This is a genomic window from Dyadobacter sp. CY323 (assembly GCF_021390245.1).
Taxonomy (GTDB): Bacteria; Bacteroidota; Bacteroidia; order Cytophagales; family Spirosomataceae; genus Dyadobacter.
In genome coordinates, this window is record NZ_JAJUXH010000044.1 from 1 (window position 1) to 16,380 (window position 16,380).

Consider the following 16,380-nt stretch of genomic DNA (forward strand, 5'->3'; position numbering starts at 1 on the left):
CGATCCGAAACTGGGGCATGATCCTGAATCAATTTTTGACTATTTTTGAAAACAGAGTCAGGCTTTAAGCTTTGCCCGACCCCGATTGAAAAGTTTACACAGTTAATGCGATAGTCCCTTTTAAAAAGTATTATAAATATAATATTATTATTAAGTATTAATGTAACATATGTATTATATAATTTTATACTATTTATATAAACTGTCAATAAAGTTAATACTAAATGAACTAGACTTCTAATACAAAACAAATGTATGACAAGCCCGTGACTAATTGTATTTATAAATAGTAATTCCCTTTCGAAAAATAAACGCAGGCAAATACTGCTAAAACTCTAAAGTCACCCCGTTCTCTCGCCCATCTCCCATCCCATCATTTCTCCCATTTCCCATCTTACATCTTACATCTCACTATTCACATTTCACACCTCTCCATCCTCCATCCTCCATCCTCCATCCTCCATCCTCCATCCTCCATCCTCCATCCTCCATCTCACATCTCACATCTCACATCTCACACCAAACACCCAACTAACTTCATCCGGAAACGCCAATAGCCGTTAATCCAAAAACTGTGACTATTTTTAGTGCATTGTAAACTCAAATCTCAATCCATTTCCAAATGAACGTAGCATTAATCGGGGCCACCGGGTTTGTTGGCTCACAAGTATTGAAAGAACTTATAGCGAGAGGTCACCAGGTTGTGGCAATAGCCCGCAACCCTGATAAAATTGACGCCACAGGTGACCTCGTAACACCGGTAGCTGCCAATGTACTCGACCCTCTTGAAGTAACGGCTGCGGTCACCGGTACCGATGCAGTAGTTGCCACCTATAACCCGGGCTGGACGAACCCGAATATCTACAATGAATTCCTGGAAGGTGCGCAGGCGATCCAGCAGGGGGTTAAAGATTCGGGTGTAACCAGGTTTCTGCTTGTAGGCGGTGCTGGTAGCCTCGAAGTAGCGCCAGGCTTGCAACTTGTAGATACCCCCGAATTCCCGGCAGAATACAAAGCAGGCTCAGAAGCAAACCGTGATTATCTCAACATCCTGAGAAAAGAAACGGAACTCGACTGGACCTATCTCAGCCCAGCCATTGAAATGCATCCCGGAACATCCAGCTATAAATATGGCACCTACAAAACTTCCCTCGAAACGCCGGTTTTCAACGAGCAAGGAAGAAGTATCATCGCAGTAGAAGATCTTGCGAAAGCAGTTGTGGACGAAATCGAAAACCCGCAATACATTCAAAAAAGATTCACAGTAGGATACTAACTTTACTTTCTAATTATTTAGAAAGTATTAACCGTTTTAACAATCAATACTTTCTAAAATAGTCAAATGTATTAAAAGTAAAAAACTAATTAAATATATTAATAGTTCTTTACTTTTAATACTTGATGTATGAATACTTAATCTAAAAATATAATAAGTAACTTACTTTTGATACTTTTAATAAATACTAAAAACTTAATACGCATTAAAAGTGCATTACAAAGTACTTCTCATTATCAAGCAGTTACGGCAAATATCTTCTCCTCATTTTCTCATTCTGCCAGCTTCCTTTTCATTTTCAAACATTTTCTGTTGAATATCTCTGAGTCGATGACGATGGGAATAATGCATTGGCCCGAAAGTTATTCGAAGCCTCCTCGCGATTATTAATGGAAAATAAGGTTCTTTGTAACTTTTTCTGACACCAATTATATTTCAATGAAACACCGCATTGCCGGTATTTTCCTCCTATATATGTGCCTGGGAAACCACGAAGTTCTGGGCCAGCGATTCCTGATGGATCTTGTGGATACTACCAACCAGATGGGAAAAGGGATGTTGTCTATTTATGAGCGTTACAACCGGGTCCGGGTGAGTGGATACATTCAGCCACAATTTCAAGTCATTTCCAGGAAAGGCGCGGAAACATACGGCGGCGGAAATTTTTCGGCCCAATCCAACAACCGGTTTATGCTGCGAAGAGGACGTTTGCGGGTTGACTATGCGCATTTAAATAAGAATAATAATCCAACTTCATACTTTGTGTTCCAGTTCGATGGAACAGAACGCGGCGTAGTAATACGCGATTTCTGGGGACGCTTCTACGAGAACAAATTCAAAATTTTCGCGTTGACCACCGGGATGTTTGCAAGGCCGTTTGGCAATGAAGTTAACCTGTCTTCGGCTAATCGTGAAACACCCGAACGCGGGCGTATGTCACAAATCCTGATGCGGACGGAGCGAGACATCGGCGCCATGCTGACGGTTACCAGCCGGCAAAATCATGATTTCTGGCAAAAATTGAAGTTTGACCTCGGTCTTTATAATGGCCAGGGTATGTCCGGGCCAGTCGATTATGACAGTCTGAAAGATTTGATCGGCCGGCTGAGTTTAAAACCTTCCAAGTTTCGGGCATTAGGTCGTGCCACGCTTTCTGCGGCTTTTTCGGGATATTGGGGAGGAATTGCCAGCCAGTCCGATGTACTTTATACCTCGCAGCATACCGGGCACGAATATGTGATGCGACGCGATTCTAGCGCTACCAACCTTGGCAAGAAAACGCCTAGAAGGTATGCAGGAGGTGATTTTCAGCTCTCATTCCCAAATCAAAAGGGAGAAACCGAGTTTCGTGCGGAGTACATCCGAGGCAAACAGACTGCGACTTTCTCCACGAGCGAAACTCCGGGAGCTTATCCAATCACAAACGGGATAAAAGATCCGCTTTACACCCGGAATTTCGACGGTGCATATTTCTACTTTTTGCAAAATCTTGGCAGTGTGGAACATCAGTTTGTCTGCAAATACGATTGGTATGACCCGAATACACGGGTTTCCGGCAATGAGATAGCATCTGCAAAAGGTTTTGGAAAAGCCGATATCCGCTACGACACCTTTGGAATGGGGTACGTTTACACGCCAAACGAGTCCCTGAAAATTACATTCTACTACGATTTCGTGCGAAATGAGAAGTCAGCCATGCTGGCCGGTTTTGAAAGCGACGTTCACGACGACCTGTTTACCTGCCGGGTGCAGTATAATTTCTAGCTCCAAAGCGCTCGGTCAGGACTTTTTTTCGGTAGGCAAAGATGGCGGAGACTTCCTTCTTCACGAACAATGCATTTACCCAATCCCCGATAAAACCAAACGGCACTTTATAATGGAGAATATCCTCCATTAAAACACCATCCTCAATTGCCGTAAAATGGTGCTGATGATGCCAGAATGCGTACGGACCGAAACGCTGTTCATCTATAAAATACTGTTTATCAACCACATGTGTAATCTCTGTGCACCATTTCAAGGGTATCCCGAGGATTGGCCTGACAATGTAACGGATGATTTGCCCCGCATACATTTTCTGTCTGTACGTGGTGGATTTGACAACAAAGCCCATGTGTGGCGGTGTAATTTCTTTCAGGTTGACCGGATCTGAGAAAAACGACCAGGCTTCGTCCAGCGTAATCGGCAACTTCTGTGTATAATATAGCTCCTGCATCTACAAGTAGGTCTTTTAAAATATGCTTAAACATTCGCGCCACGTGACCGCAGACAAGCTATTTGGCACGGTTTTCTTGAAAAAAAAGCAAAACTAATCCTGAAAAGCATGAACCGGAAACTGATTGCAACTACCACTGTGTCGATCCACGCCAGCCCTTCCGACGTTTGGAAGGCGCTCATTAATCCTGAAATTGTAAAGCAATATATGCACGGCGCGATCGTCAGCTCCAATTGGGAAGTCGGCAGCCCGATTACATTCCGCGGAGAATGGGAAGGTAGGCCGTATGAAGACAAAGGTACCATTCTCGAAATCATACCGGAACGCGTTTTAAGCTTTACATTCTGGAGTCCGCTCTTCGGGACGGAGGATTTTGAAGACAACTACATGCATGTTACTTACCATGTTTCAGAATACGATCACATTACTACGTTGGTCATTACGCAGGATAATTTAGAGACCGACGAAGATGTAGTCCATGCGGAAGAAAAATGGATGAGTGTGGGAAGAAACATTAAACGCATTTTGGAAGAGGATCACAAGCATGTTTTGTGAGATGTGGAATGGAGGTGTCTACCTCCATTCACAATTTCATACTTAATGCGATCCGTTTACGGGCCAGGTCTACTTCGGTTACTTTTACCTTTACTTCCTGCTGCAGGCGGACAACTTCGTTTGGGTCTTTTACAAACCGGTCGGCAAGCTGGGAGACGTGAACGAGTCCGTCTTGTTTTACGCCGATGTCCACAAATGCCCCAAACGCGGTGATGTTCGTTACTAATCCTGCTAGTATCATTCCTATTTTCAGATCTTCCGGTTTTCGGACTGCATTGTCAAACTCGAACTTTTTCATTTCTGCCCGCGGATCGCGTGAGGGTTTTTCCAGTTCAGAAAGTATGTCTTTTAACGTTGGCAACCCGACTGTCTCCGAAATGTACTTTTCAGGTCTGATGTTTTTTCTCAACTCCGGTTTTTGTATCAAATCCTTGATCGTAGCGCCGGTATCTTTTGCCATTTTCTCGACCAGATCATAACGCTCGGGATGTACAGCACTGTTATCCAGTGGATTAGACCCATTCTCAATGCGCAAAAAGCCTGCGGCCTGTTCAAAAGCCTTCGATCCAAGTCTGGGAACTTTCAATAATTGCTGCCTGGTTTTGAAGTTGCCGTTTTTAGCCCTAAAATCCACGATATTCTGCGCCAGAGCGGGTCCAAGGCCTGATACATAGCGTAATAAATGCTTGCTTGCCGTGTTGAGATTTACGCCTACGGAATTCACGCATGATTCTACGACTTTATCCAAAGCATTTCGCAATGAATTCTGGTCCACATCGTGCTGGTACTGCCCCACTCCGATCGACTTCGGATCAATTTTAACCAATTCCGCAAGCGGGTCCATCAGTCGCCGACCGATAGAAACCGATCCCCTCACCGTCACGTCCTTATCCGGAAATTCCTCTCTCGCCACATCCGACGCCGAGTAAATGGACGCGCCCTGCTCACTCACCATGAAAAGTCCGACAGTATCCGACTGACCTGATGCTTCCAAAACCTTTTTTACAAAATCTTCCGTCTCCCGGCCAGCAGTCCCATTTCCGACGGCGATTGCCTCGATATTGTATTTTTTAATCAAATCCGTCAGCTTGGTCTGGGCATCTGCCGGCCTGTCAAATGGATAGATCACGACATCCGACGACAGGTTACCCTGACTGTCGAGCACTACCACTTTGCACCCGGTGCGATACCCCGGGTCGATGGCTAACACGTTTTTCTGCCCGAGTGGAGATGCTAATAGTAGCTGTCGCAGATTTTCCGTAAAAATCTGAATGGCTGAAATATCGGCTTTCTCTTTGGACAGGTTACTGAATTCCGTTTCAATGGACGGTTTCAACAAGCGTTTATATGAGTCCGTTACAGCTTCCTGGATCTGATCCTGACAACCGGAACTTCCCCGAAGAAAAAGTCGATCCAGAGTTTCGAGTGCCTGATCTTCATCCGGAGAGATATCGACGCTCAGGAAACCTTCTTCCTCACCTCTCCGGATCGCCAGCAACCTATGTGACGGAATGCGCGAGAGCGGTTCGGAGAAATTGAAATAATCGCGGTATTTCACACCTTCTTCTTCCTTTTTCTTCTTCACTTTTGAAGTAATCACGGCACCTCGCTGAAAAATCTGTCGGATACGTGCCCGGGCATCCTGATTTTCATTCACCCATTCAGCCATAATGTCCCTCGCTCCCTGCAACGCTTCTTCTACCGTGCCCACCTGATCGCCCAGATAAGCGGCTGCTTTACGCTCGGGGTCGGTTTCTTTTCCAGCAAATATAGCCTGCGCCAAAGGTTGCAGTCCTTTTTCAATGGCAATGGTGGCGCGCGTTTTTCTCTTTTGTTTATAGGGTAAATAAAGATCTTCAAGCTCCGTCAAAGAATACACCGCTTCGATTTTTTTTCGCAGTTCGGGAGACATTTTCCCTTGATCTTCAATGTTTTTCAGGATTGCTTCACGCCTCTTTTCAACATCCAGCTGCTTCTGCCATGATTCTTTGATATTCCCGATCTGCACCTCGTCCAGCCCGCCGGTCGCTTCCTTTCGGTATCGTGAAATGAAGGGCAATGTTGCACCTTCTTCAAAAAGCTGAATGGTGTTTCGTACCTGTTTTTCAGTAATGCTGGTCTGCTGGGCAATGAGTGCGTAGTTCATAGATAGGTAAATACATTAATGACAACAAATAAAACTGGTTTTTGTAGCTTTAAAAACTAAAATTCCCATTCGCCTTCAAATCACAAACTGAAACCGTTATGAAACAAATCTCCGATCACGTTTACCAGATTTCCATAGGTCCGGTAAATGCGTTTATCATTGAGGATAATGGCCTCACACTCATTGATACCGGGTTTAAGGACAGCAAAGGCAAAATTTTCTCCGCAATCGAGAAGTCGGGGAAAAACCCGGGCGACATTAAACAAATCATTTTAACACATAGTCACCCCGATCACAGCGGAAGTGCTGCCGACATCAAAAATACGCTGCGCATACCTGTACATATGCATTTTGAAGATGCTGCGCTGGTTGAAATGGGGAAAGGCGGCAGGCTACCGCATCAGCGCTCATCCAGCTTACTCAACCGGATCCTCTATATGATTTTTATTAACAATAGTCCAAACGAAACAGAGACATTCCAGGTTAGCACCAACCTGAAAGATGGCGATGTGCTGCCCATTGCCGGTGGTGTAGAAGTAATCCATACTCCCGGACATTCAGAAGGCCATATTGCACTTTTGGTGAAAAACGATGGTGTGTTAATTGCAGGTGACATTTGCAATAACTTACTGGGATTGGATTATAGCACTGTGTATGAAGATCGTGCGATCGGAGCAAAAAGCATTCTGAAAGCAGCCACTTTCGATTTCGACAGTGCCGTTTTCGGTCATGGAAGTCCATTAACTAAATCCGCGAACAAGAAAATCTTGAAAAAATTCAGCTAACATCAACGTGAAAAAACAACTCACTTTCCTCCTTATCTACATCGCTTTTCTGGTTCCGGTTCATGCACTATTTGCCCAAAAACCGTCTTCATTTAAAGTAGTAGCATTTTTTACGGGTAAAAACGACCGTGCACATATCAGTTTTGTTGGTGAAGCCCATCGGTTTTTCCCCGAAATGGGAAAGAAATACGGCTTTACTTATGATTCTACAAGCAACTGGAATAACCTGAATGCAGAATATCTCTCAAATTATCAGGTTGTCCTGTTCCTGGATACCCGACCGGAAAAACCGGAGCAACGCGCTGCTTTTCAGACCTATATGGAAAATGGCGGGGGCTGGATGGGTTTCCACTTTTCAGCATTTGCGCTGACGCCTTCCGCCTACAATCAGGATTGGGATTGGTACCATGATACATTTCTGGGTTCAGGGCAATATAAAAGCAACACCTGGCGGCCCACATCCGCCATTCTGAAACGTGAAGACTCCGGCCACCCTGCGACCAAAAACCTGCCGGATACTTTCAAAACAGCCCCAAATGAATGGTATCGCTGGGAAAAAGATCTGAAAGCAAATCCGGATATTCAGATTTTGTTATCCATCGATCCCGCTAGCTTTCCACTGGGAACCGGTCCGAAAACGCATGAAATATGGCATAGCGGGTATTATCCGGTGGTTTGGACAAATAAAAAATACAAAATGATCTACATGAATATGGGGCATAACGACATCGATTATGAAAACAAGACGAACAAGGAGCTGTCGTTTACGTTTGCCAACGCAACCCAGAACAAACTGGTCGTCGACGCATTAATATGGCTTGGAAATTCTAAAAAGTGAATTGCGGAAGAAACAATTCAAGGGTACTTTTACTTTTAACTTAACGACCAACTAAAACCACAAAAAAATGACGGAACCACTTATCATTAGAAACAGCATTACCATCGACGCGCCTGCCGGCCAGGTATGGGATGCATTGGTGAATCCTGAAAAGACCAGACGGTACATGTTTGGCTGCGAAACCGTTTCAGACTGGAAACCGGGAAGCGAGTTGCTTTGGAAAGGTACTTACGAAGGCAAGGAAATGGTATTTGTGAAAGGCGAAATTGTCGAACTAGAACCTGGTAAACGACTTATTTACACTACCATAGATCCAAACTCAGACATTGACGACACTTCCGAAAACTACCTGCATGTTACGTATGAGCTGACTCCGGATGGTGACAAAACCATTTTGGATGTATCGCAGGGTGATTACAGCAAAGTTGCAGACGGAGAAAGAAGATACCAGGAGTCGTACAACCATGGAGAAGGCTGGAACCCGATCCTGGTTGAAATCAAAAAACTTGTGGAAAGAATCTGAAAATCAGGGATTTTCAGATTCTACTTCACCAACTTCGTTTTCATCAGTTTCCTCGGCTGGGATATCAGTATCCATTCTGGAACCGGTTTCGACTTCCGGGGCATCCGGACCCGGGACATCCGGAGTTGGATTCAAAGGTGCGGTTTGACCTGGTTCCGGGTAGCTGGTGGCTGGTGGTTGTTTATCTGGCATGGTTTCTATTTTTGTTTGACAGCAATTAGAAAAAACCATGCCGCCCTATCAGCGTTTCCGTTCGAGGAGCGCCATATAAAATCCGTCGAATCCATCATGTGCAACCGAAGTCCGGTGCTCAGAAACCAACTTCCATTTCTTGACATTTTCTTTTAAAAACAGTTGGACCTGATCCTCCGATTCGGATGGCAGAATGCTGCAAGTGGCGTAAACCAGTTTTCCGCCCTTTTTTACCATTCGGCAGTAGGTGCTCAAAATCTGTCCTTGCACGTTCCTGATGCTGTTAAGAAATTCAGGCTTTAACTTCCATTTTGAATCTGGATTGCGTCTTAAAACACCTAATCCCGAACAAGGAACGTCCAATAAAACCCGATCCGCAGTCTCAGACAGACTTTTTATACTATCTTCCGAGTCGATCAGCATCGTCTGTAAGTTCGTTACCCCATTTCGGTGAGCCCGTTTGACGAGCTCAGTCAGTTTGTGATCTTCGATATCCATGGCCAGCACGGAGCCGGTATTTTGAAGAAGTGCTGAAATGTGCAAGCTTTTCCCGCCTGCCCCTGCACAAGCATCGATCACACTCATGCCTGGCCTGATATCCAAAAAAGGTGCAATAAGCTGTGAACCAGCATCCTGTACCTCGAACAGCCCATTTTTGAAAGCCTCGTTCGATCCTACATTTTGCCTCTTTTTTAAAGTAATGGCCTCCGGTACCCCTGAAACCATTTCTGTATTTTCACTACCCAGGATCTCGCGGACAGCTGCAATATCCGTTTTCAATGTGTTAACCCGGAGTGTGAGCGGTGCTGTTTTATTTAGCGCAACCAGCTCCGGCCCCCATTTTTCACCCAATTCCTTTTCTCCGATTTCGTCAATCCAGTCAGGAACAGACTGGGCAACTTTACGGGTTTGGAGACCTTCCACATACCTTTCCTTGACCCGGATGGGATCTATGGCGGAGAATTCCGGCCATTCCGGTAATAGTTCCACTGGTTCTGTCGACAAGTGCAGCGGCTTTATCAGTTGCCACACGCCTATCAAATGCCAGAAATCTTGCGCATCAGAAGCTTTTGGCATGTCGGCCGCATATTTTACCAGCCGCCACCAACGCACCATTTCATAGGTATTTTCAGCGATAAACGCCCGGTCACGTGCTCCCCACTTCTTGTTCGATTTCAGTATTTGTTCGACGACGCGATCTGCCTGCCGGTTTCGCACAAAAATGTGCTGGAGTGCCTCGACGGTGCCACCCACTAACCCTCTGTAAAGTTTCAAATTGTGATGCTTGTTGAATGTGCCTTAAAATTGATAAAGGAAATCCAGGAATGCGAGGTTAACGGATCTTTTGTGGCAAATTAACTTCAAAAGTGGTTCCTGCGCCTGGCAGTGAGGTAATGGCAATTTGTCCCTGGAGACCTGCTACGAGCTGTTTCACCAGTGCCAAACCAAATCCGTAACCCAACTCACCGCCAGTACCTTCCGTCGACGACAAGCTTCCGTTTAAAATGGAGGCAATCGTCGCGTCATCCATCCCGACTCCCGAATCCGCGACAGTCATGTTTAGAGTATAATCCCCGGCATTAGGGGTCAATGAAAGAGTTACCGTCACACTTCCTTCTTCAGGCGTGAATTTCATTGAATTAGAAATCAGATTGCCTACGATCTGTAGCAACTTACTTTTTGAAAACAGAAGGTTATTTGTGTTTGGGCACACACGTACTTCGAAATGAATATTCTTGTGTTTTGCCTGCGGCCCATACAGCGTCTCGATCTTGTCCCTGAACATGCTCAGATTGAACGTCGACTTATCAGTGTTGCCAGTACTTGTAGATGCTTTTCCGCCATGAGTATCCAGTATTTCCTCAGCCAGGTCCAGAATTGACCGGCTGCTTTTTTCGATAAGATCCACGAATTCAAGAACCTGGTTCATTTGGTTGCTCTCACCTTGCTCCGTGATGATCTGCGCGAGCCCCATAATCCCTCCCAAAGGCCCACGAATGTCGTGTGCGACCTTTTTTTGATTTTGTGTTGCTTCCGAGAGTTTCGCTTGCAAGTCATCCATTGTTTTGCAAGCCTGTATCCGGCATACAATTTCATCGGCGATGATCTTCATCAATTCCGTTTGTTCCGGGTCGAGCTCCACGTGTTTCCGGTCCATCACGCACAATGCGCCGATATTCAGGCCATTCGTTGATTTCAATGGAATTCCATAATAATAGGTAACATTCGGCGCGCCAGTCACATAAAATTTATCCTTAAAACGATCATCCGCTGTGAGATCACTGATTTCAAAATGATCCGCCTCCATAATCGTGTACTGACATACGGAATCCTCCCGAAGCATTTGGTCAATATTTAGTCCGTAGCCTGAAATCGTCCATTGTGTCAGGGAATCAATCAGGTTAACAAGAGAAATTTGGGTACCAGTGACCTTTGCCGCAAGTTTGGCAAGATCTTTGAATGTGATCTGATGCTCGGAGTAATCGAGGTCGAAATCGGATAAGGCCTTAATCCTTTCCAGTTCATCAACCGGGATCGGAGTTTCAATAAGGGTCACGTTTTGGGAATGTTGAGATTCAAATGTCAAAGATAATTTATTCCAGTCTAGAATTAATTGTAAAGTTCGTCAGATTGTACCCGGGTTACAGCCAACTAACTGATAATGTTGTCTGAGCACAGTACAGGCCTGCCAAGAAGCAGTCTTGAAATAATTCTGTTTTTCAAACCGGATAAGAGTTGTATCTTGTCAAGACAAAAATTGATAAGCAATAGTACAAAATCGAGCAGTCAAAAAAATGAAGTAACCGTTAACAGCGTTAACCATTAAATCTAACATCGTTATTTAAAATACCATAGTAAAAATAGCGCCTTATTTAGCTCTATTGCTTTTTTAACTAATTAACGCACATTAACTCACCCAACCAGTCAAACTTTGCAAATTGAATAATATTAAGTTGAGTTTTTGAATTGTGCCTAGAAAAACATTAGACAGCGGATGTATCAAATAATAATTTTACTACTTTTTACACTATTTTCTAACGCAGCTAATGCGCAAACTCAGTCAGCCGACGAGATTCTTGGAGAGTGGTTGAGCGAAGAAAAAGACAGTCGGATCGAAATATATAAAGTGGGGTCCGAATACTTTGGGAAGCTACTGTGGTCTGAAAATTTATTTGAATCGGATGGGGTAACATCCAGGAAAGATGTCCAAAACACCAACGAGAAATTGCGGACCAGAAACCTGCACAATGTCAATATACTACACGATTTTGTTTATGAAGACGGACTTTGGGACAATGGCAAAATGTATGATCCAAAGAGTGGGAAAACCTATAACTGCTTACTAAAAATCCGTAAGAAACTGCTGGAAGTCCGGAGTTACATTGGCATTCCCCTACTCGGACGGTCTACCTACTGGGAGCGGCCTGCAAAGAACTCAGCACAACAATAGACCCGCACTTTCTCAAAGGTTAGTGGGTTTTTGCATCAACAAGGAATACAAATGTGAAACGTGTTGTTACCAACGAAACACGTTTTTGCATTAATGAATCACATTAAATTAGGAATACTCGACCAATCTGTTGTCAGACAAGGTTCTACTGTTCAGCAGGCCATACAGGAAACGATCGATACGGCGAAACTTGCGGAAGAGCTGGGTTACAGCCGTTTCTGGGTTTCAGAACATCATAATTCCACTTTTATCGCCGGCTCCACGCCCGAGGTTCTCATGGTAAAGCTCGGGGACGCTACAAAGCACATTCGCATTGGTTCGGGCGGGATTATGCTGCCGAATCACAGCGCGTTAAAGGTGGCGGAAAATTTCAGAATGCTCGAAACGCTTTTTCCCGGCCGGATAGATCTGGGAATGGGACGGGCTCCGGGAACCGACCGCATTACTTCTTCCATTTTAAATCCATCCAACGATTTCAGTGAATCGAGCTATTTGCGCCAATTGGAGCATTTGCAGCACTTTTTCAGAGATACTGCCGGTACCGAGCGCGGCTTCATTTATGCAACCCCACAATCCGAAACGATCCCAATGCAATGGATTTTGAGTTCGAGCGGCGGTAGCAGTAACATTGCTGCCAGATTTGGAATGGGACTGGCAGTCGCTAAGTTTATCAATGGTTTCGTCCGGCCAGACGTAGTTGAAACGTACAGAAAAAATTTCAGGCCATCGGATCAATATGCGCAGCCGCATGCCATTTTATCGGTATTTGTTTTGTGTGGCGAAACGGAAGAAAAAGCGGTACAAATGCGGAAAATGATGGACTACATTTTGATCGAATTTGAGAAAGGCAAATTCGGACCATTCCCGGACCCGGAAACCGTTGCTAAATATCAATTTACCGCGGGAGAACTTGATCGCCTTCAATATAACAGCGGGCGTATCATTTCCGGAACGAAGGAGTCTGTAAAAGAGCAGCTTACAAAACTTGCTAACGAATTCGAAGTGGATGAAATCATCATTTCGACCATGGCGGACAGTGTCGCGAACAGGGTAAGATCCTTTCAGCTCATTTCGGAAGCATTTAATTTGAGAGAACCGGTGGTTTAAACTTATTTTTGTGGCAGACCTTTTCTGTTACCAAAATGAACCGTTTCGACCGAATTACAGCAATCTTAATCCAGCTCCAATCCCGCAAAATTGTAAAAGCACAGGATCTGGCCGACCGGTTCGATATCAGTTTGAGGACCGTATACAGAGATATCAGCTCGCTGGCGGAGGCGGGCGTACCGATTATCGGGGAGGCAGGCGTAGGTTATTCGATCATGGATGGCTATCGTCTGCCTCCTGTAATGTTTACCCGGGAGGAAGCCCGTACTTTCATCACCGCGGAAAAACTGATGGAGAAATTCACCGACCTCTCCACGCAGTCGCAATACCAATCGGCCATGTTTAAAGTGAAATCGGTGCTCCGCAGCAGTGAGAAATCGATGGTTGAGAACCTGGAAAATCACATTCATGTTCGCCCGGCAGCCCAGGCTTTCCATACCGCGAACAGCAATACACTCGACATTCTGCTTAAAGGCATTTCCGAAAAAAAAATTGTCAAAATCAACTATGCGGCACTGAGCGCAAGCAATCCCACGGAACGAATCGTGGAGCCAGTGGGCATTTACCATGAACATAATTACTGGTATACCATCGCTTTCTGCCATTTAAGAAACGATTACCGCAATTTCCGTTCCGACCGGGTGCTCCATTGTGATCTCACGGATCGCCCGTTTGAACACCAACATGCACCAATGAAGGATTTGATGGTGGATACCTGGGAAAATGCAAACATGAGGCTGGTCCGGATCCGCATCGAAAAACGTGTGGTCCGGTACATCAATGAGCAACGCACTTATTACGGGTTTGTTTCTGAAAGTGTAAAGGGTGATTTTGTCGAAATGTCGTTCCTGACCGGCTCGTTGGAAGGTTTTGCCAGATGGTACCTCATGATCGCGCCCAATGCGGTCATTCTCGAACCTGAGACCCTCAAATCGGTCATTACCGGGCTGATCGGGCAGATTGCAGAAAAGTTGAAATAATGCCGGGAGCTGTAAACTACTAAGCCTGAGGTTTCAATATAATCCGCTAAAAAAAATTGCCTCACCTATGGCGTAATCTAAGTGGCTTGTATCCTGAGCGGCGAAATATAAATGATACTATGAAAAAAACGACCATTCTGGGAATATCGGGAAGTTTTCGGGCGGACTCAACAAACACGATACTATTAAAGGCTCTTGAAGATCTGCTGCCGGAAGGGATCGATTTCGTGCATTTTCACGGCCTGGACGAGATCCCGCATTTCAGTCCGGGCCGTGATGAAAATGAGGCAGTAAGACAATTCAAGAATGCCATTACGAATGCGGACGGCGTAATTATCTGCACGCCCGAATATGCGTTTGGCGTACCAGGCACGTTAAAGAATGCACTTGACTGGACGGTTTCAACGGGTGAATTTAATGAGAAACCGGTAGCGGCAATCAGCGCCTCGCCGCTTAACACGGGCGGCGAAAAAGCCCTCGCCTCCCTCCTGCTGACGCTCACTGCATTAGGTACTGTCCGAAATGAGGATTCGGCGTTATCTATTCCGAATGTAAAACAAAAGATCGTTAATGGAAGCGTTACCGATCCCGAAACGCGAGCTGCACTTCAAAATCAATGCGATAATCTGCTGGAAATAATTGCCCTCCAAAAGTGTACTTCCTAAATAAAATTCAATTTATTATTCGGCAAACAAAAGACTACTATTTAAGTATACTATGTGTTTTTATTTAATACATTTGGGATTATCTACATTAAACGCATTGCAAAATGAAATTTGAAACCTTGCAACTTCATGCCGGTCAGCAACCTGATCCTGTTACCAATTCACGTGCTGTCCCGCTTTATCAGACTACCTCCTACGTTTTTAATAATGCCGAACATGCGGCTAATTTGTTCGCATTAAAAGAATTCGGTAACATTTACAGCCGGATCATGAATCCGACAAACGATGTTTTCGAAAAAAGAATCGCGGCTTTGGAGGGTGGAGTTGCGGCTTTGGCTACGGCTTCGGGACATTCGGCGCAGTTTTTAGCGATCAATAACATCACCACCGTCGGCGACAACTTTGTGACGACCTCATTTCTTTACGGAGGTTCATATAATCAGTTCAAAAATTCCTTCAAAAACATCGGCGTAGAAGCACGTTTTGCCGACGGAGACGATGTGAGCAGCTTCGAAAAGCTGATCGATGATAAAACAAAATTCATTTACCTTGAAACAATCGGTAACCCAAGTTACAGTGTTCCGGATTTCGAGGCTTTTTCGGCGCTAGCTACTAAATATGACCTTCCGCTGATCGTGGACAATACGTTCGGAGCAGCCGGGGCGATATTTCAGCCGATCAAATACGGAGCACACGTAGTGGTACAATCCGCAACCAAGTGGATCGGCGGCCATGGTACTTCCATTGGCGGGGTGATCGTAGATGCAGGAACTTACAACTGGGGCAATGGTAAATATCCTCAATTCACATCTCCTTCACCGAGTTATCACGGGTTGGTACTGAATGAGGTTTTCGGCATTGGCGGGCCATTTGGGAACATTCAATTCATCATACGCGCACGCGTTGAAGGCTTGCGCGACTGGGGACCTTCGTTATCCCCATTCAATTCATTCCTCTTTTTGCAGGGAATCGAGACCCTTTCCCTTCGTGTGGAACGCATTGCAGAAAACGCGCTTAAACTGGCACAATGGCTTGAAAACCACCCGGCTGTCGAAAGCGTGAACTACATTGGGCTGGAAGGCAACAAATACCATTCACTCGCTAAAAAGTACCTGACACGAGGATTCGGCGGTGTGCTTTCGTTTAGTCTGAAAGGTGATCAGAAACAAGCTGAAAAGTTTGTTGATAACCTGAAACTGATTAGCAACCTGGCGAACGTAGGAGACGCCAAAACGCTGATCATCCACCCGGCTTCCACCACGCATTCCCAGCTTTCCGAATCCGAGCAGATCTCCGCCGGCGTTCTCCCATCACAGTTACGCATCTCAGTAGGAATCGAGCACATCGACGATATTATCGCTGATATCGAGCAATCGATTGCGGGAATCTAAGGTGTGAGATGTGAAAAGTAAGATGTGAGATGTGTCAGGTGTGAGATGTGAGATGTGAAAAGTAAGATGTGAGATGTGTCAGGTGTGAGATGTGGGATGTGCAAAGTGATATGTGAGAAGTGGGATGTGAAAAAGTAAGGACACTATCTCAAAATCTGTGTAAAGTTTAAATCGGGGTTTGTAACTCCGATTTTTTACTTTTAACAAAACACAGTTTATGAGACCAGAAGATTTGTTGACTGATGAGTTTTTAAAG

At 45.0% G+C, this 16,380-nt stretch carries 16 protein-coding genes; 11 read left to right on the forward strand and 5 right to left on the reverse strand.

Annotated features, from left to right (window positions below; all coding sequences use genetic code 11):
- The first annotated feature begins 622 nt into the window (after positions 1–622).
- Complete coding sequence (locus tag LZG72_RS28850) at positions 623–1,276, forward strand: NAD(P)-dependent oxidoreductase (RefSeq protein WP_233878703.1); 654 nt, start codon at positions 623–625, stop codon at positions 1,274–1,276.
- 438 nt (positions 1,277–1,714) lie between these two features.
- Positions 1,715–3,040 carry a porin gene (locus LZG72_RS28855; RefSeq protein WP_233878704.1) on the forward strand — a complete coding sequence of 442 codons (1,326 nt, stop codon included), beginning with the start codon at positions 1,715–1,717 and terminating at the stop codon, positions 3,038–3,040.
- Here the strand turns inward: LZG72_RS28855 and LZG72_RS28860 are convergent.
- Positions 3,012–3,491, reverse strand: coding sequence for an SRPBCC family protein (locus tag LZG72_RS28860; RefSeq protein ID WP_233878705.1), 480 nt, complete (start codon positions 3,489–3,491; stop codon positions 3,012–3,014). The genes LZG72_RS28855 and LZG72_RS28860 overlap by 29 nt on opposite strands.
- A gap of 108 nt (positions 3,492–3,599) precedes the next feature.
- Between LZG72_RS28860 and LZG72_RS28865 the strand changes: the two genes are divergently transcribed.
- Entirely contained in the window at positions 3,600–4,046 is a 447-nt protein-coding gene (locus LZG72_RS28865) for an SRPBCC domain-containing protein (protein ID WP_233878707.1), read from the forward strand.
- Positions 4,047–4,074: 28 nt separating this feature from the next.
- Here LZG72_RS28865 and LZG72_RS28870 read toward each other — a convergent pair whose 3' ends face one another.
- Positions 4,075–6,192 (reverse strand): Tex family protein, encoded by a 2,118-nt coding sequence (locus LZG72_RS28870; RefSeq protein WP_233878708.1) that lies wholly within the window; start codon positions 6,190–6,192, stop codon positions 4,075–4,077.
- Between the two features lie 98 nt (positions 6,193–6,290).
- Here LZG72_RS28870 and LZG72_RS28875 point away from each other — a divergent pair, with 98 nt between their 5' ends.
- The 3 genes from LZG72_RS28875 (at position 6,291) to LZG72_RS28885 (ending at position 8,338) form a co-directional block, all read left to right on the forward strand.
- Positions 6,291–6,977 (forward strand): MBL fold metallo-hydrolase, encoded by a 687-nt coding sequence (locus LZG72_RS28875; RefSeq protein ID WP_233878710.1) that lies wholly within the window; start codon positions 6,291–6,293, stop codon positions 6,975–6,977.
- A 40-nt stretch (positions 6,978–7,017) separates the two neighbouring features.
- A complete protein-coding gene (locus tag LZG72_RS28880; protein WP_233878727.1) occupies positions 7,018–7,815 on the forward strand; it encodes a ThuA domain-containing protein in 798 nt (265 codons plus the stop codon).
- 67 nt (positions 7,816–7,882) lie between these two features.
- Entirely contained in the window at positions 7,883–8,338 is a 456-nt protein-coding gene (locus LZG72_RS28885) for an SRPBCC domain-containing protein (protein WP_233878712.1), read from the forward strand.
- A gap of 3 nt (positions 8,339–8,341) precedes the next feature.
- Here LZG72_RS28885 and LZG72_RS28890 read toward each other — a convergent pair whose 3' ends face one another.
- Genes LZG72_RS28890 through LZG72_RS28900 form a run of 3 tightly spaced genes read right to left on the reverse strand, consistent with a single transcriptional unit; the run spans position 8,342 to position 11,087 of the window.
- Positions 8,342–8,530, reverse strand: coding sequence for a hypothetical protein (locus tag LZG72_RS28890; RefSeq protein ID WP_233878714.1), 189 nt, complete (start codon positions 8,528–8,530; stop codon positions 8,342–8,344).
- Between the two features lie 48 nt (positions 8,531–8,578).
- Positions 8,579–9,805 carry an RsmB/NOP family class I SAM-dependent RNA methyltransferase gene (locus LZG72_RS28895; protein WP_233878715.1) on the reverse strand — a complete coding sequence of 409 codons (1,227 nt, stop codon included), beginning with the start codon at positions 9,803–9,805 and terminating at the stop codon, positions 8,579–8,581.
- A 58-nt stretch (positions 9,806–9,863) separates the two neighbouring features.
- Positions 9,864–11,087, reverse strand: coding sequence for a GAF domain-containing sensor histidine kinase (locus tag LZG72_RS28900; protein WP_233878716.1), 1,224 nt, complete (start codon positions 11,085–11,087; stop codon positions 9,864–9,866).
- A 438-nt stretch (positions 11,088–11,525) separates the two neighbouring features.
- Here LZG72_RS28900 and LZG72_RS28905 point away from each other — a divergent pair, with 438 nt between their 5' ends.
- From LZG72_RS28905 to LZG72_RS28925, 5 genes are all read left to right on the forward strand, one after another.
- A complete protein-coding gene (locus LZG72_RS28905; RefSeq protein ID WP_233878718.1) occupies positions 11,526–11,981 on the forward strand; it encodes a DUF2147 domain-containing protein in 456 nt (151 codons plus the stop codon).
- Positions 11,982–12,074: 93 nt separating this feature from the next.
- Complete coding sequence (locus tag LZG72_RS28910) at positions 12,075–13,088, forward strand: LLM class flavin-dependent oxidoreductase (protein ID WP_233878720.1); 1,014 nt, start codon at positions 12,075–12,077, stop codon at positions 13,086–13,088.
- Positions 13,089–13,123: 35 nt separating this feature from the next.
- Positions 13,124–14,068: a YafY family protein gene (locus LZG72_RS28915; protein WP_233878722.1), complete on the forward strand. Its 945-nt coding sequence runs from the start codon at positions 13,124–13,126 to the stop codon at positions 14,066–14,068.
- A 119-nt stretch (positions 14,069–14,187) separates the two neighbouring features.
- Positions 14,188–14,733, forward strand: a complete 546-nt coding sequence (locus tag LZG72_RS28920) for an NADPH-dependent FMN reductase (protein WP_233878724.1) — start codon at positions 14,188–14,190, stop codon at positions 14,731–14,733.
- A gap of 104 nt (positions 14,734–14,837) precedes the next feature.
- On the forward strand, positions 14,838–16,124 hold the full coding sequence (locus LZG72_RS28925; RefSeq protein ID WP_233878726.1) for an O-acetylhomoserine aminocarboxypropyltransferase/cysteine synthase family protein: 1,287 nt from the start codon (positions 14,838–14,840) through the stop codon (positions 16,122–16,124).
- Positions 16,125–16,380 lie beyond the last annotated feature (256 nt).

Coding starts and splice junctions, on each gene's coding strand:
- LZG72_RS28870 (WP_233878708.1), bottom strand. CDS start 6,192: ATGAACTACGCACTCATTGCCCAGCAGACCAGCATTACTGAAAAACAG.
- LZG72_RS28865 (WP_233878707.1), top strand. CDS start 3,600: ATGAACCGGAAACTGATTGCAACTACCACTGTGTCGATCCACGCCAGC.
- LZG72_RS28920 (WP_233878724.1), top strand. CDS start 14,188: ATGAAAAAAACGACCATTCTGGGAATATCGGGAAGTTTTCGGGCGGAC.
- LZG72_RS28925 (WP_233878726.1), top strand. CDS start 14,838: ATGAAATTTGAAACCTTGCAACTTCATGCCGGTCAGCAACCTGATCCT.
- LZG72_RS28905 (WP_233878718.1), top strand. CDS start 11,526: ATGTATCAAATAATAATTTTACTACTTTTTACACTATTTTCTAACGCA.
- LZG72_RS28875 (WP_233878710.1), top strand. CDS start 6,291: ATGAAACAAATCTCCGATCACGTTTACCAGATTTCCATAGGTCCGGTA.
- LZG72_RS28915 (WP_233878722.1), top strand. CDS start 13,124: ATGAACCGTTTCGACCGAATTACAGCAATCTTAATCCAGCTCCAATCC.
- LZG72_RS28910 (WP_233878720.1), top strand. CDS start 12,075: ATGAATCACATTAAATTAGGAATACTCGACCAATCTGTTGTCAGACAA.
- LZG72_RS28850 (WP_233878703.1), top strand. CDS start 623: ATGAACGTAGCATTAATCGGGGCCACCGGGTTTGTTGGCTCACAAGTA.
- LZG72_RS28885 (WP_233878712.1), top strand. CDS start 7,883: ATGACGGAACCACTTATCATTAGAAACAGCATTACCATCGACGCGCCT.
- LZG72_RS28890 (WP_233878714.1), bottom strand. CDS start 8,530: ATGCCAGATAAACAACCACCAGCCACCAGCTACCCGGAACCAGGTCAA.
- LZG72_RS28855 (WP_233878704.1), top strand. CDS start 1,715: ATGAAACACCGCATTGCCGGTATTTTCCTCCTATATATGTGCCTGGGA.
- LZG72_RS28860 (WP_233878705.1), bottom strand. CDS start 3,491: ATGCAGGAGCTATATTATACACAGAAGTTGCCGATTACGCTGGACGAA.